This window comes from Pseudofrankia sp. DC12, assembly GCF_000966285.1.
In the GTDB taxonomy this organism is placed as follows: domain Bacteria; phylum Actinomycetota; class Actinomycetes; order Frankiales; family Frankiaceae; genus Pseudofrankia.
Genome location: NZ_KQ031391.1, coordinates 723,242 through 737,827, shown reverse-complemented (window position 1 = coordinate 737,827; position 14,586 = coordinate 723,242). Strand labels below are relative to the sequence as shown.

The 14,586-nt window shown below is 75.0% G+C and carries 11 protein-coding genes; 9 read left to right on the top strand and 2 right to left on the bottom strand.

Features of this window, described 5'->3' with window-relative positions:
- Positions 1-194: 194 nt before the first annotated feature.
- Complete coding sequence (locus FRADC12_RS02905; RefSeq protein ID WP_052710656.1) at positions 195-2,204, top strand: ABC transporter ATP-binding protein; 2,010 nt, start codon at positions 195-197, stop codon at positions 2,202-2,204.
- Entirely contained in the window at positions 2,201-4,069 is a 1,869-nt protein-coding gene (locus FRADC12_RS02900; RefSeq protein ID WP_084010414.1) for an ABC transporter ATP-binding protein, read from the top strand. The genes FRADC12_RS02905 and FRADC12_RS02900 overlap by 4 nt, the downstream gene beginning before the upstream one ends.
- A 21-nt stretch (positions 4,070-4,090) precedes the next feature.
- On the opposite strand, the gene FRADC12_RS02895 is transcribed toward FRADC12_RS02900, so the two are convergent.
- The gene (locus tag FRADC12_RS02895; protein ID WP_052710655.1) at positions 4,091-4,693 is read right to left on the bottom strand and encodes a helix-turn-helix domain-containing protein; all 603 of its coding nucleotides are present in this window, start codon (positions 4,691-4,693) and stop codon (positions 4,091-4,093) included.
- Between the two features lie 59 nt (positions 4,694-4,752).
- Positions 4,753-6,486, bottom strand: a complete 1,734-nt coding sequence (locus tag FRADC12_RS02890; RefSeq protein WP_084010413.1) for an amidase — start codon at positions 6,484-6,486, stop codon at positions 4,753-4,755.
- A gap of 272 nt (positions 6,487-6,758) precedes the next feature.
- Between FRADC12_RS02890 and FRADC12_RS02885 the strand changes: the two genes are divergently transcribed.
- The 7 genes from FRADC12_RS02885 (at position 6,759) to trpA (ending at position 14,517) form a co-directional block, all read left to right on the top strand.
- A complete protein-coding gene (locus FRADC12_RS02885) occupies positions 6,759-7,934 on the top strand; it encodes an LLM class flavin-dependent oxidoreductase (protein ID WP_045875443.1) in 1,176 nt (391 codons plus the stop codon).
- A gap of 298 nt (positions 7,935-8,232) precedes the next feature.
- Complete coding sequence (gene hisI / locus FRADC12_RS02880) at positions 8,233-8,673, top strand: phosphoribosyl-AMP cyclohydrolase (protein WP_045875442.1); 441 nt, start codon at positions 8,233-8,235, stop codon at positions 8,671-8,673.
- Entirely contained in the window at positions 8,660-10,243 is a 1,584-nt protein-coding gene (locus FRADC12_RS02875) for an anthranilate synthase component I (protein WP_045875441.1), read from the top strand. Before hisI ends, FRADC12_RS02875 begins: the two co-directional genes overlap by 14 nt.
- A 29-nt stretch (positions 10,244-10,272) precedes the next feature.
- Complete coding sequence (locus FRADC12_RS02870; RefSeq protein ID WP_045875440.1) at positions 10,273-10,947, top strand: Trp biosynthesis-associated membrane protein; 675 nt, start codon at positions 10,273-10,275, stop codon at positions 10,945-10,947.
- 409 nt (positions 10,948-11,356) lie between these two features.
- Positions 11,357-12,163, top strand: coding sequence for an indole-3-glycerol phosphate synthase TrpC (gene trpC, locus FRADC12_RS02865; RefSeq protein WP_045875439.1), 807 nt, complete (start codon positions 11,357-11,359; stop codon positions 12,161-12,163).
- A 51-nt stretch (positions 12,164-12,214) separates the two neighbouring features.
- Positions 12,215-13,507, top strand: a complete 1,293-nt coding sequence (gene trpB, locus FRADC12_RS02860; protein WP_084010412.1) for a tryptophan synthase subunit beta — start codon at positions 12,215-12,217, stop codon at positions 13,505-13,507.
- A gap of 179 nt (positions 13,508-13,686) precedes the next feature.
- Positions 13,687-14,517: a tryptophan synthase subunit alpha gene (trpA, locus tag FRADC12_RS02855; protein ID WP_045879005.1), complete on the top strand. Its 831-nt coding sequence runs from the start codon at positions 13,687-13,689 to the stop codon at positions 14,515-14,517.
- Positions 14,518-14,586 lie beyond the last annotated feature (69 nt).

Below are 14,586 nucleotides of genomic sequence, written 5' to 3'. Positions count from 1 at the left end.
TCCACGCCCGGCTCGGCGGCCGGCCGGGAGGCCGAGTTGCGCGCCGGAAATCTCTGGCAGCGGGTTCGCGTTGCGGCTTTGATGACATGAACCTGTCGCGACGCTGTAGCACCTCGCCGGGCCGGCACCCCATGACACCTGCACCTGACGGGCTGCCCGCGCGGCGCGCGCGGTGACCTGTCGAGAGGAGAACGGTGTCCGCATCCGGTGACGCTCCGGACGGATCGGAAACCTTCACGGGCTCCGGTTCCAGCGGTCCAGGCTCCGCCGGTCCCGGTGGCTCCGACGTCAACCCGCCGTGGTTCGCGGACTTGGCGCGGGCGGTCGACGCGTCCGGGTCGGTGATCCGGCGGGGCCTGCGGGTCCTGGGCCTGGCGGTACGCGAGGAGCCCCGGCTGTTCGCGCTGTCGGTCGCCGGCAGCGCGCTGTTCGGCCTGGCCACCGTCGCGAGCTCGTATGTCCTCGGCGAGGTCACCCAGCGGGTCGTCGTCCCGTCGCTGCGCAGCGGGCATGCCGGCTGGGGCGGCGTCGTCGGCGCGGCGTTGCTGGTGTTCGCGGTCGGCGCCGCCCGCGCGGTCGGGATGTTCTTCCGCCGGTTCGCCGCGGGGATCCTGCAGTACCGGATGCAGGCGCACTACCGGCGCCGGATCACCCGCCAGTACCTGCGGCTGCCGCTGGCCTGGCATCAGCGGCACTCCACCGGCGCGCTGCTGTCCAACGCGAACGCCGACGTCGAGGCGCTCTGGGCGCCGATCGCGCCGTTCCCGTTCGCGGTCGGTGTCGTGGTGATGCTGGCCGCGGCGGTGGTTCTGCTGGTGGCGACCGACCCGGTGCTCGCCGCCGTCGGGTTCGTCGTCTTCCCGGTCGTCGGCGTGCTCAACTACCTCTACTCACGGCGGGTGTCGCCGCTGTTCGCCCGGGTGCAGGGGCTGCGCGCCGAGGTGAGTGCTGTCGCGCACGAGTCGTTCGACGGCGCCCTGGTCGTCAAGACGCTCGGCCGGGAGGCCGACGAGACGGCCCGGTTCCGCCGCGCGGCCGAGGAGCTGCGCGACGCTATGATCCGCGCCGGCCGGGTCCGCGGGGCCTTCGACCCGCTGATGGAGGCGCTGCCGAACTTCGGGGTGCTCGCGGTGCTCCTCGTCGGGTCGCAGCGGATCGCGGGCGGGCACCTGTCGGTCGGCGACCTGGTCCGCGTGGCCTACCTGTTCACGCTGCTGGCCTTCCCGATCCGGGCGATCGGCTGGGTGATCAGCGAGCTGCCCCGCTCGGTGGTCGGCTGGGGGCGGGTGTCGGCGGTGCTGACCGCCGGCGGCGAGCAGAAGTTCGGGTCAGCCCGGCTGGCCGGCACCGGCGCCGCCGCGCTGCGCCTGGAGGGCGTCGGGTACCGCTACCAGTCCGCCGCGTCCGACGCGCTCGCCTCGACCGACGAGGGCGACGCGCCGGCGGGCGAGCCCACCCGGGGCGCCGCCGCGCTGGCCGACGTGGCCTTCGACGCGACCCCGGGGAAGATCATCGCGATTGCCGGGCGGACCGGCGCCGGGAAGTCGACCCTGGTGGGCCTGCTGGCCAGGCTGGTCGACCCGGACGCCGGCTCGGTCCGCCTCGACGGCACCGACCTGCGCGCGCTGGCCGCCGGCGAGGTGACCGGCGCGGTCGCCCTGGTGGCCCAGCAGGCGTTCCTGTTCGACGACACGGTCCGGGCCAACATCACCCTCGGCGCCGACCTGTCCGACGACGACGTCTGGGACGCGCTGCGCCGCGCCCAGGCGGAGCGGTTCGTCGCGGCGCTCCCGCACGGCCTGGACACCGAGGTGGGGGAGCGCGGCACGACCCTCTCCGGCGGCCAGCGCCAGCGGGTCGCCCTGGCCCGCGCCCTGGTTCGCCACCCCCGGCTGCTGGTGCTGGACGACGCGACCTCCAGCGTCGACCCGCGGGTCGAGGCGTCGATCCTGTCCGGCCTGCGCGGGCTCACCGCGTCGACCGTCGTGGTCGTGGCCCATCGGCGGGCGACGATCGCGCTCGCCGACGAGGTCGTCTACCTGGAGGACGGGCGGGTCGTGGCCCAGGGCCGCCACGACGAGCTGCTCGTCGGCTCGCCCGGCTACGCGGAACTGCTCACCGCCTACGAGCGGGCCGCGCGGCTGGCCGTCGGCGCCGACGCGGTCCAGGACGCCGACGGCGTCGACGAGGAGGTGCTCTCGTGACGGCTGACGTCGCGATCCCCCCGCAGCGCGGCTCAGGGCCGGCGGCCGCGGCGATCGAGGACCGGGACCGGGCCGGCCGCCGGGAGGGGCTGTGGGGCACGGCCAAGCGGCTGCGCCGGCTCGCCCCGGAGGCGACCCGCGGCCTGTCGGTCACCCTTCTGCTGGCGCTCGTCGCCACCGTCGGCAAGATCGTCATCCCGCTCACCGTCCAGCAGACGCTCGACCGGGGCATCTCCGGCGACCAGGGCGTCGACCTCGGCGTCGTACGCACGGCCGTCATGATCGCCGCCGGCACGATCGTCGTGACGGCCATCGCGACCTACCTGATGAACGTCCGGCTGTACCGGATGTCCGAGGGCGCGCTCGCGACGCTGCGGGTCCGCGCGTTCCGGCACATCCACGACCTGGCGATGCTCACCCAGGCGACCCAGGCGCGCGGCGGGCTGACCGCCCGGGTCACCACCGACGTCGACCAGATGTCGCAGTTCCTGCAGCTCGGCGGCGTGATGCTGGTCGTCTCCATCGGCCAGATGATCGTCGCGACCTGCCTGATGCTGGTCTTCTCCTGGCCGCTGACCCTGCTGGTCTACGTCTGCTTCGTCCCGATGGTGCTCGCCACCCGGGGCTTCCAGCGCAGGCTGGCCGTCCGGTACGCGATCGTGCGCCGCCGCGTCGGGGAGCTGCTCGGCGCGGTGTCCGAGGCGGTGGTGGGCGCGCAGGTGGTGCGGGCCTACGGCTCGCAGGCCCGCACCGCCGCCCGGATCGACCAGACGGTCGAGGCCCATCGCTCTGCGCAGAGCCGGGCCCAGGTCCTGGTGGCCGTCGTGTTCTCGGCGGCCGAGCTGGTCTCGGCGGCGGCCCTCGCCGGTGTGGTGCTGCTCGGCGTGGCGCTCGGGGCCGGCGGGCACCTGTCGACCGGCCGGCTGGTGGCGTTCCTGTTCCTGATGACGCTGTTCGTGATGCCCGTGCAGACCCTGACCGAGGTCCTCAACGACGGCGCGAACGCGCTCGCCGGCCTGCGCCGGGTGCTGGACATCCTCGACACCCCCAGCGACATCCGCGACCCCGCCGATGCCCCGCGAACCGCCGACGGCACGCCCGGCGGCCGCGACCTGGCCCCCGGCCCCCTGGACGTGACCTTCGAACGGGTGACGTTCCGCTACCCGACCGGGCCGCCCGTCCTGCACGGCATCGACCTGCACGTCCCGGCCCGCTCCCGGGTCGCGGTCGTCGGCGAGACCGGGTCGGGCAAGACGACGATCGCGAAGCTGCTCACCCGGCTGATGGACCCGTCCGAGGGCCGGGTCCTGATCGGCGGGGTGCCGCTGACCGAGGTGCGCTTCTCGTCGCTGCGCGGCCGGGTGGTGATGGTCCCGCAGGACGGCTTCCTGTTCGACGCGACGATCGCCGCCAACGTCCGCTACGGCCGGCCGGCCGCGACCGACGAGGAGATCGTCGCGGCCTTCGCGCGCCTCGGCCTGGCCGACTGGCTCGCCCGTACCCCGGCCGGGGTGCTGACCCAGGTCGGCGAGTCCGGCGGGCTGCTCTCGGCCGGCGAGCGCCAGCTCATCGCGCTGGCCCGCGCCGAGCTCGCCGACCCGGACCTGCTCGTCCTCGACGAGGCCACCTCGGCCGTCGACCCGGCCACCGAGGTCCGCCTCGGCGCCGCGCTGCTGGAGCTCACCCGCGACCGCACCTCGGTGACGATCGCCCACCGCCTGTCGACCGCCGAGACCGCCGACCTCGTCGTCGTCGTCGACGCCGGCCGGATCGTCCAGCAGGGCACCCACGCCGAGCTGGTAGGCGAGCCCGGCGTCTATCAGCGCCTCCACGCCTCCTGGTCCGCCGGCGTCGCCGCGCTCTGACCTGGGCCGGCGCCGGCCCGCTCAGTGGGCCCTGGCGTCCTGGACGAGGAGGATGCGGCTGGTGGGGCCGGCGAGCTGGCGCCAGCGGTGGGGGAGGACGCCGGGGTAGTAGAGGGTGTCGCCGGGGGTGAGGACGAACAGGCCCTCGTCCTGCACCTCGACCTCGATCGAGCCGGCGATGACGTGGACGAACTCGTCGCCCGGGTGGGTGTAGGCCTGGCCGAACGCGGTCGGCGCGCCGTCGAAGAGGACCGGGTAGATGGCCCGGGCGCCGGCGACGAGCGAGCGGGCGACCCCGCCGGGGTTGTCCACGGGCACACCGCTGCCCGCCGTCACGAGGCTGACCCGCCCGTCCGGAGACAGGGCGGCGCCGTCGTCCGCCGCCATCGACATCAGCGCTGGCTGGGTGGTCCCCAGAGCCTGCGCGAGCCGGTGCAACGACGCCATGCTGGGCCGGGCGAGGCCGCGCTCCAGCTGGCTGAGGAACGGGTGCGACAGCTCGGCTCTCGTGGCCAGCTGGACGAGGGTCAGCCCCTGGCGCTGGCGCAGCACCCGGATCGACCGCCCGATCCGGGTGCTCAGATCCTGCCCGGCGGCTCCGGCGTCGATTGCCATACCGGCCATGGTCGCATCACCGCCCGCGTCCCCGCCCGGTCGCCGCCGGCAGCCCCGGCGGCGCTAGGTCACGACGGGGACTGATCCGTGCTTCGGGCCTGCGGGGGCGGGCAGGCCGCGCCGGCGCTGGTAGCCAGGGCGAGCAGTGCGCGGTCCGTTCCGGTGGCGCCGATCAGGGCGACGCCGACCGGGCGGTCGCGGACCCGGAGCAGCGGCAGGACAACCACCGGAAGGCCGGCCAGCCCCGCGGCCGAGCTCAGCGTGAGGGTCGCGGTCCGGACCCGGTCCTTGACGTCGATGGCGAGGTCCAGCGGCGGGGCCGGGCTGCTGGCCGCCGGCGCGACCAGGACGGACCCGCCGCCGAGCGCCGCGGCGAGGGTGTCCCGGACGTGGGCGCGCATGCGCTGGGCTGTCCTGAGCTGGCCTTCGGTGACGGCCGCGGCGACCGCGAAGCGGCCGGCGATCCCCGGCCCGAGCGCGCCCGGGTGCGCCGCCACCCAGGCGCCGTGCGTGGCGTTGGCCTCCCAGCCCTGGTTCTGCCGGAACGCTGTGATCCACTCGTCGAGCTGGCCGCCCGCGACCCGGGGGATGTGCCGCGCCGGCAGCCCAACCGCCGCGGCCAGCCCGGGCAGTGCCGCGGCCAGCGCCGCCGCCACCTCCGGCTCGGCGAGGGCGACGAGGTCGTCCGCGACCAGCAGCCGCGCCGGCGGTGGGGAAGCCGGGTCCGCCGGCGGCAGCAGCACCGAGCCGACCCGGGCGAGTACGCCCGCGTCACGGGTCAGCCAGCCGACCGTGTCGAAGCTGGGCGCGAGCGGGACGACCCCGGCCGCGGAGACGGCGCCGTGGGTCGGGCGGATCCCGAACAGGCCGCAGTAGGAGGCCGGAACCCGCACCGAGCCGCCCGTGTCGGTCCCGAGGCCGACGTCGACCAGGCCCAGCGCGACGGCGCTCGCCGGCCCGCTGGTGGAGCCGCCGGGGGCGGCCCCGGGCGCGGTGGGGTTCGGCGGGGTGCCGTAGTGGACGTTCGTCCCGGACAGGCTGTAGGCCAGCTCGTCGGTCTGCGCGATCCCGGCGACGTCGGCACCGGCGGCGAGCAGCGCGGCGACGGCCGGCGCGTGCTCCGGCTGCGGGGCGGCCTCGGCGAGCCACGCCGGATTCCCGGCCCCGGTCCGGTGTCCCTGGACGGCGAACAGGTCCTTGACGGCCACGGTGAGCCCCCGAAGCGGGCCCTCGGCCGCGCCGGCGACCAGCGGAGCCCCGCGGACCCGCCACACAGCGCTCGTCTCGTCAGGCGCGGCACCGGCACCGGCCGCCGGCGCGCCCGAGCCGGCCGGTGCCGACGCCCCCGCCGGGGAGCCGCTGACATGCGCCGCAGCCGCGCGCCACCGAGCTTCGCCACCGTCGGCATCGAGGGCTGTCCAGAGCTGGGTCTGCAGGCCGCGGCCGCCGTCCTGCTCCCGGCGCACCTCGGCGACCAGCAGCGCCGACGCCGGCCCGTGTACCTGGACGTGCAGCCGTTCGACCGTCCGCGGCCCGGGCAGCCCGGCCCCGACGCCTCGGGGCCGGCGGAACAGGCCGATCTCGGCGTGCCCGACGAGGACACCTGCGCTGTCGGCACGCAGCGTCCCCGGCTCGTCGAGGAACAGCTCGTCCAGCACGTCCAGGCCGTTGGCGAGCAGCGCGTGCTCGTACCGCCAGAACGCGGCCTCGAGCCCCGCGCGCCACCCAGGATCGTCGGCTGGGGCGGCCTCCGCCTGGCTGGTGGGCTGGCCGACCGCGTAGTAGCGGACGTCGGTGGACACAGGCATGCTCCTTCGGGCACCCGGCTGCCTCCCTGGGTACCCGGAGGCCGGCGGCCTCAGTAGACCACCGCGAAAGGACAGTTCACTACCTCGCCTCGGCCCCGGCGGGGCCCCGTCTGGGCTGTTACGGGCGTTTGACGGCGCTGAAATACGTGGCCGGCAGTGTTGATGACACCAACAGGCAACCGCCTGCCGTCCCGGCCGGCCCGGTCGCGGGCCGCGCGGCACCGCGAGGCCGCACCCACGGCCCCGTCCGGACACAGGGGAGCGCGATGCGCGTCGGCGTCTTTCTTTTCGGGGCCGTGGAGATGGGCGACACGCTCGGCGCCGGTGGCCCGGAGCCGACGTCCCGCCGCTACGGACAGGCCGAGGTGCTGGGTGCGACGCGACGCCTCCTGGGCACCGGGGCGCTCGCCGACGAGCTCGGCTTCGACTACTTCTGGCTGACCGAGCACCACTTCCAGCACGAGGGCTACGAGATCGTGCCGAACGGCCTGCTGTTCGGCGCGTTCCTCGCCGAGCGGACCAGCCGGATCAGGATCGGCACGATGTTCAACGTCGTCGGCCAGTGGCACCCGCTGCGCCTCGCCGAGGACTTCGCCATGCTGCACAACCTCTCCGGTGGCCGCGCGGTACTGGGGCTCGGCCGGGGCACGGTGCCGCGCGAGATCGAGCCGCTGTCCCTCGGCCGGGTGTCGATCGGCTCCACCGACAACCCGGACGCGCAGGCCGCGGACACCGCCAACCGCGAGGTCACCGCGGAGGCGGTCGACCTGCTGCTGACCGCGCTGGACAACGAGACCTTCACCCACCGCGGCCGCTACTTCCAGGCCCCGCCACCGGGCATCCCCGACCGGGGCGGCGAGGTCGAGGAGCTCACCCTCATCCCGCGGCCGGTGTACCCGTACGACGTCTGGCAGGCGATCAGCAGCCCCGGCTCGCTCGTCGAGGTCCCGACCAGGGGTTTCGGCGGGGTCTTCTGGCTGGTGAGCCGCCCGCTGCTGCAGGCCAGGTGGGAGCGCTACGCCGAGGTCTACGCGGCCGCCCACGGCGGCGCGCCCGGGCCCGGCGAGAAGCGGATGGTCGTGCTCAACACCTACATCGGTGACAGCCGGGCGCAGGCGATGGAGCTGGCCAGGCCAGGGCACGACGAGTTCTGGCGCTTCCTCGGCCCCTACGGCTGGACCAGGGCCTACCTCGGACCTGACGGTGGCATGCCCCCCGCCGGCTGGGTGCCGACCCTGGAGGACTCCGTCGAGCAGGGCGTCTGGGCGGTCGGCACCGCCGAGGATGTCGCCGCCGCGATCCTGAAGCTGCGCGACGACCTCGGCGGCCTGGCCGACCTGACGATCTTCCCGAGCGGCCCGGGCGAGAGCTACGACGCCACCGACGACCAGCTGTGCCGCTTCGCCAAGGACGTCCGCCCGCTGCTTGAAGCCGCGCCGTAGATGCTCGCCCGATGACCGGCCCCGAGGTAGCCGACCCGACCGTCCCGCCCGCTGCCAACAGCTGGCAGGTGGGGCCGGGCGAGGACCTCGCGGTCCTCCACGCCGCCACCGGTTGAGCATGGCTCCCGCAGCCCCGGCGGGCGGGAGGTGCAGTGTCCCGCCGGGGTGGCACTGTGTCGCTGGGTGCCGCCCCGGCGGGCGGGAGGTGCAGTGTCCCGCCGGGGTGGCACTGTGTCGCTGGGTGCCGCCCCGGCGGGCGGGGAACAGCAGCATCCCGCCGGGCCGGCACAATGGCACCGTGAGTAACTCGTCCCCCGGGCTTGATCCCGCCGTCGCCGGCCGGTTGAAGCGGGACCGGGCCGGGCTGGTCGCGGCCGTCGTCCAGCAGTACGACACCGGGAAGGTGCTGATGGTCGGCTGGATGGACGACGAGGCGCTGCACCGCACGCTGACCACCGGCCGGGCCACCTACTGGAGCCGCAGCCGCCGGGAGTACTGGGTCAAGGGGGACACTTCCGGGCACGTCCAGTGGGTCCGCTCGGTGGCGCTCGACTGCGACGGGGACGCGCTGCTCGTCCAGGTCGACCAGGTTGGCCCGGCCTGCCACACCGGGACGCCGACCTGTTTCGACGGGAGCGACCTGGCCGCGGCCGTCGGCTCGCCCGGCGGGCCGACGCCACCGACCGCCCCGGCCGGCGCCGTGGGCACGAACCCGGGAGCCCGGCATGACCACCGGTGAGATCAGCCCGACGCGGACCGAGTTCCGCGCTCTGGCCGCCGAGTACACTGTTGTCCCCGTGGCCCGCCGGCTGCTGGCCGACGGCGAGACCCCGGTCGGGATGTACCGCAAGCTCGGCGGCGGCCCCGGCACGTTCCTGCTGGAGTCGGCCGAGCACAGCGGGATGCGCTCCCGGTACTCGATCGTCGGCGTGCGGGCGGCGGCCACCCTCACCGAGGTTGACGGCGAGGCCTGCTGGACCGGCGGTCCGCCGCCGCCCGGCATACCGACCGGCGGCAGCCCGCTGGCCGCGCTGCGCGCCGTCGAGCGGTCGCTGCGTGCGCCGCGGCTGGACGCGCTGTGGCCAAGCGCCGGCGCGGCGGGGATGCCGCCGCTGATGGGTGGCCTCGTCGGCTACCTGTCGTACGACTTCGTCCGCCGGATCGAGCGGCTGCCCGAGCACGCCGTCGACGACCTGCACATGCCGGAGCTGCGTCTGCTGCTGTGCATGGACCTCGCCGTGCTCGACCATGCTGACGGCTCCTGCCTGCTGGTCGCCAACGTCCTCACCCACGCCGCCGCCCCGCCAGGGCCGGACGGGGCGCCCGCGACCGTCCCGCTGGACGAGGCCGCGCTCGACGCCGCCTACGACGACGCGGCCGGCCGGCTGGAGCTGATGACGGCCGAGCTGCACAAGTGGACCGAGCCGACTGTCGCCGCGACCCGCGCGGTCGCGCCGCTCGACATCGGCCAGTTCACCTCCGCGATGGCGCCCGGCCAGTTCCAGCAGGCGGTCGAGCGCTCGATCGAGGAGATCCGCGCGGGCGAGTGCTTCCAGATCGTGGTGTCGCAGCGCTTCGAGCGGGCGACCACCGCCGACGCCCTCGACATCTACCGGGTGCTGCGCGCGTCCAACCCGAGTCCGTACATGTATCTGCTGCGGTTCGGCGACTTCGACGTCGTCGGCACCTCGCCCGAGGCACACGTCAAGGTCACCGGCAGACGCGCGCTGCTGCACCCGATCGCCGGCAGCCGGCCGCGCGGGCAGACCCCCGAGGCCGACGCGAAGCTCGCCGCCGAGCTGCTCGCCGACCCGAAGGAACGCGCCGAGCACGTCATGCTCGTCGACCTGGTCCGCAACGACCTGGGCCGGGTCTGCGTGCCGGGGACGGTGCGGGTGGTCGAGTTCGCCACGATCGAGCGTTACTCGCAGATCACCCACATCGTCTCGACCGTCATCGGCCAGGTCTCGCCCGAGCGCACCGCGATCGACGTGCTCGCCGCGACCTTCCCCGCCGGCACGCTGTCCGGCGCCCCCAAGGTGCGGGCGATGGAGGTCATCGACGAGCTGGAACCGACCCGGCGCGGCCTGTACGGCGGCGTCGTCGGCTACCTCGACTTCGGCGGCGACCTCGACACGGCCATCGCGATCCGCACCGCCCTGGTCCGCGACGGCCGCGCGTACGTCCAGGCCGGTGCCGGCGTCGTCGCCGACTCGGTGCCCGACGCCGAGGACCACGAGAGCCGGACCAAGGCCGCCGCCGTGCTGCGCGCGATCGAGATCGCCGAGACCCTGCGCGCGCCGGGCTGACCACCATCGCGACAGACGGGAACACAGGCATGAGCGCGGACACCGGGCAGATCGCGTCGAGCGGGCTCGCGGCCGAGGCGGCGACGCCCGCGCGGGCCGACCGGCCCGGCCACCGGCTGGCCGGGCGAACCGGGCTTGGGGTGGCCGTCGGCGGCTGCCTGCTGGGCGCGGCGGTGGCGCTGCTTGCCGCGTCGGCGACCTGGGTCCACACGGACGTGCGGGACGCGGCGACGGCCGGTAGTGGGGCGAGCACGGCTCCGCTCGCGGTGAAACTCGGCGCCGGTGACCTGGCTCCCGCGGTCAGCGCCTTCGGGCTGCTGGGCCTGGCCACGGCCGTCGCGCTGGTCGCGACCCGAGGCGTGGCCCGGCGCGTCGTCGGGGCGCTCGTCGCCGCGGCCGGCGTCGGGGTGATCGTCTACGCGGCCCGGGTCAGCCTCGACCCGGCGCCGGTCGTGCGGGCCGCGCAGCACGTCGTCGCCCTCGCCCCCAGCGGTCACCCGAGCCTCGGCCCGATCGAGGTGTCGGCCGCGCCGTGGCTCGCGTTGGTGGGCGGGGTGGCCCTGCTCGGCGCCGGCCTGCTGGCGGCCGCGTTCGGCCGGTCCTGGCCGGCGATGGGGGGCCGCTACCAGACCAGGTCGCCGCGCCCGCTGGACGCCTGGGAGGCCATCGAGCGTGGCCAGGACCCGACCGTCTCGGCGGACTGACGGCCGCGAGGGCGGCTCTGTGGTGGCTGGCGGGCTGCGGACAGCTGGCCGGATGATGGCCGGAAGGCGGCCGAGCGACACGCCGAACGGCGCGCCGGCCGGCCCGTCCGGATTGCCGGAGGTGGCGCGCTAGACACGAATGTCGCTGAGTGGCGGACCCGTCGCGGGCCGTCGCCGGGCGTGTGTGCTGGGCAACAAGGGGACAACCACGCTGCGTGACCGGTGCGAGTGTGCACCCTGCTGGGTATGGCCTGTTTGGCGGTTGATCGGCCCGACGGTTCCGGCTCGGACAATCGGTGGGCAACTACGGACCGTCAGAGGGCCGATGCGGCCGTGGGGGGCGATGTGCGATGTCCAGCTGGGGGCCTACCATCGGCGCCATGGCAGCGAGAGCCGCAGGAGCCGAGCTGTGACCGTCCTCGACGACATCATCGCCGGCGTCCGTGCCGATCTGGCCGAACGCGAGTCCCAGACCCCACTTGACGTGCTCAGACAACGCGTCGAGAAGGTCCCGGACCCACGGGACGCGCTGGCGGTCCTGCGCGCCCGGCGGGTCGCGGTGATCGCCGAGGTGAAGCGGCGCAGCCCGTCCAAGGGGGACCTGGCCAACATTCCCGATCCCGGGAAGCTGGCTGGCATCTACGAGACCGCCGGCGCCGCGGCCGTCAGCGTGCTGACCGAGAAGCACCGGTTCGGCGGGTCGCTGGCCGACCTGGACGCCGTCCGGGTGGCGGTCGACGTGCCCGTGCTGCGCAAGGACTTCATCGTGGCTCCGTACCAGATCTGGGAGGCGCGGGCCCACGGCGCCGACCTGATCCTGCTGATCGTCGCGGCGCTCGACCAGCCCCGCCTCGTCGGCCTGCTGGAGCGGACCGAGTCGCTCGGGATGACCGCGCTCGTCGAGGTCCACGACGAGGAGGAGACGCAGCGGGCGCTGGACGCGGGCGCCCGGCTGATCGGCGTCAACGCCCGTGACCTCAAGACGCTCGAGGTCCGGCGGGACACCTTCGCGCGGCTGGCGCCGATGGTGCCGCCCGGCATCCTGAAGGTCGCCGAGTCCGGCATCCGCGGCCCGCGTGACCTGCTCGGCTACGCGGAGACGGGCGCCGACGCGGTGCTCGTCGGCGAGGCCGCCGTCAGCGGCCCCGACCCGCGCCAGACCGTCGCCGACCTCGTCGCCGCCGGCGCCCACCCAGCCACCAAGGTCGGCCGTTAACCTGTCTGGCACGCCGAAAAATCGGTTGGCGTAGGCCGATAGAGTCGGGGTGTGAGCGCTCCTAACGCCGGGTCGACCGGCTTCGCCGTCTCGCCAGCCGCCGCCGACCTGGGCGCCGGGGAGTGGGCCAGCGTGCCGGACGGGCTGGGGCACTTCGGGCCGTTCGGCGGGCGGTTCGTGCCGGAGGCGCTGATGGCGGCGCTCGACGAGCTGACCGCGGCCTACGAGCAGGCCCGCAACGACCCGGCTTTCGTCGCCGAGCTGGACGGACTGCTCGCCAGCTACGCCGGCCGGCCGACGCCGGTCACCGTGGCGCACCGGCTCACCGAGCGGATCGGTGGGGCCCAGTTGCTGCTCAAGCGCGAGGACCTCGCCCACACCGGCTCGCACAAGATCAATAATGTCCTCGGCCAGTGCCTGCTGACCAGGCGGATGGGCAAGACCCGCGTGATCGCCGAGACCGGCGCGGGCCAGCACGGCGTCGCCACCGCGACCGCGTGCGCCCTGCTCGGCCTGGAGTGCGTCGTCTACATGGGCGAGGAGGACACCCGGCGCCAGGCGCTCAACGTCGCCCGGATGCGGCTGCTCGGCGCAACCGTCGTCCCGGTCACCTCCGGCAGCCGCACCCTCAAGGACGCCATCAACGAGGCCCTGCGGGACTGGGTGGCCACCGTCGGGCACACCCACTACTGCATCGGCTCGGTGATGGGCCCGCACCCGTTCCCGATGCTGGTCCGCGACTTCCAGCGGATCATCGGCGTCGAGGCCCGCGAGCAGGTGCTGGAGATCACCGGACGGCTCCCGGACGCGGTCGTCGCCTGCGTCGGCGGCGGCTCGAACGCGATTGGGATCTTCCACCGGTTCATCCCCGACACCCCGGTCGCGCTGATCGGCTGCGAGGCGGGCGGCGACGGCCTGGCGACCGGCCGGCATGCCGCCGCGATCGCCGGGGGCGGCTCCGGCGTGCTGCACGGGATGCGCTCGTACTTCCTGCAGGATGAGGACGGCCAGACCCAGGTCTCGCACTCGATCTCAGCCGGGCTGGACTATCCCGGCATCGGTCCCGAGCATGCCTGGCTGCACGACACCGGCCGGGCGAGCTACCGGGTCGTCGACGACGCCGCCGCGATGGAGGCTCTCTCGCTCGTCGCGAAGGCCGAGGGCATCCTGGTCGCGATCGAGAGCGCGCACGCCTTCGCCGGCGCGTTCGAGGTCGCCCGTGAGCTCGGCCCGGGAGCGACCGTCCTGGTCAGCTGCTCGGGCCGCGGCGACAAGGACGTCGACACCGCCGCCCGCTGGTTCAACGTGCTCGACGGCGTCGACGGGACCGCCGGGAACGGCTGACCGAACCGGCCCCACGCGCTCCCGCGAGCGCGGGGCCGCGGCCAGGTCGGGCGGGGCCCGACCGGCACGAGGCCGGCGAGGCCCGAGGCGACACGCAGACAGCACACGACGACGCGCGCCCTGGGCGACCGGGCTTGCCGAGGTCGGCCGGGCCAGCCGGCCGGGAGAAGGACAGCAACGTGGGCGGACAGGGTACGAACGGGCGGCTCGCGGACAGCTTCGCCGCCGCGCGCAAGGAGGGCCGCGCTCTCCTCGTCGGCTACCTGCCGGCGGGCTACCCGTCGGTCGACGGCGCGATCGAGGCGATCCGCGCGATGGTCGAGGCGGGGGTCGACGCCGTCGAGCTCGGCCTGCCGTACTCGGACCCGACGATCGACGGGCCGGTCATCCAGGAGGCCGTCGACGCAGCGCTGCGGGCCGGGGTCACCACCGCCGACGTGCTGCGCACGGTCGAGGCGGTCGCCGAGACCGGTGCTCCGACGCTGGTGATGACGTACTGGAACCCGATCGAGCGCCACGGCGTCGAGCGCTTCGCGGCTGATCTCGCCGCGGCGGGCGGCGCGGGCACGATCACCCCGGACCTGCCCCCCGAGGAGGCCGGCCCGTGGCTGGAGGCCGCCGGCCGGCACGGACTGGACTCGGTGTTCCTCGTCGCGCCCAGTTCCTCGGACGAGCGGCTGCGCCGGGTGACCGGCATCGCCAGCGGCTTCGTCTACGCCGCGTCGCTGATGGGCGTCACCGGTGTCCGCCAGTCGGTCGGTGCCGCCGCCGAGGGCCTGGTAAAGCGGGTGCGGGGGGTGACCGACCTGCCGGTGGCGGTCGGACTGGGCGTCAAGGACGGGGCCCAGGCGGCGACCGTCGCGGGCTTCGCCGACGGCGTGATCGTCGGAACCGCGCTGGTCGGGTGCCTGGTCGACGCCGAGCGTTCCGGCGCCGGCCTCGACGCGGGCATCTCCGCGGTCCGTGCGCTCACGGCGGACCTCGCCGCCGGCGTCCGCGCCACCACCTGACTGGCCCGGTCGACGGCGAACCCGGGCGTCAGGTCGGCCGGGCCGGTGCTGACCCCTGGGCCGGCTGGC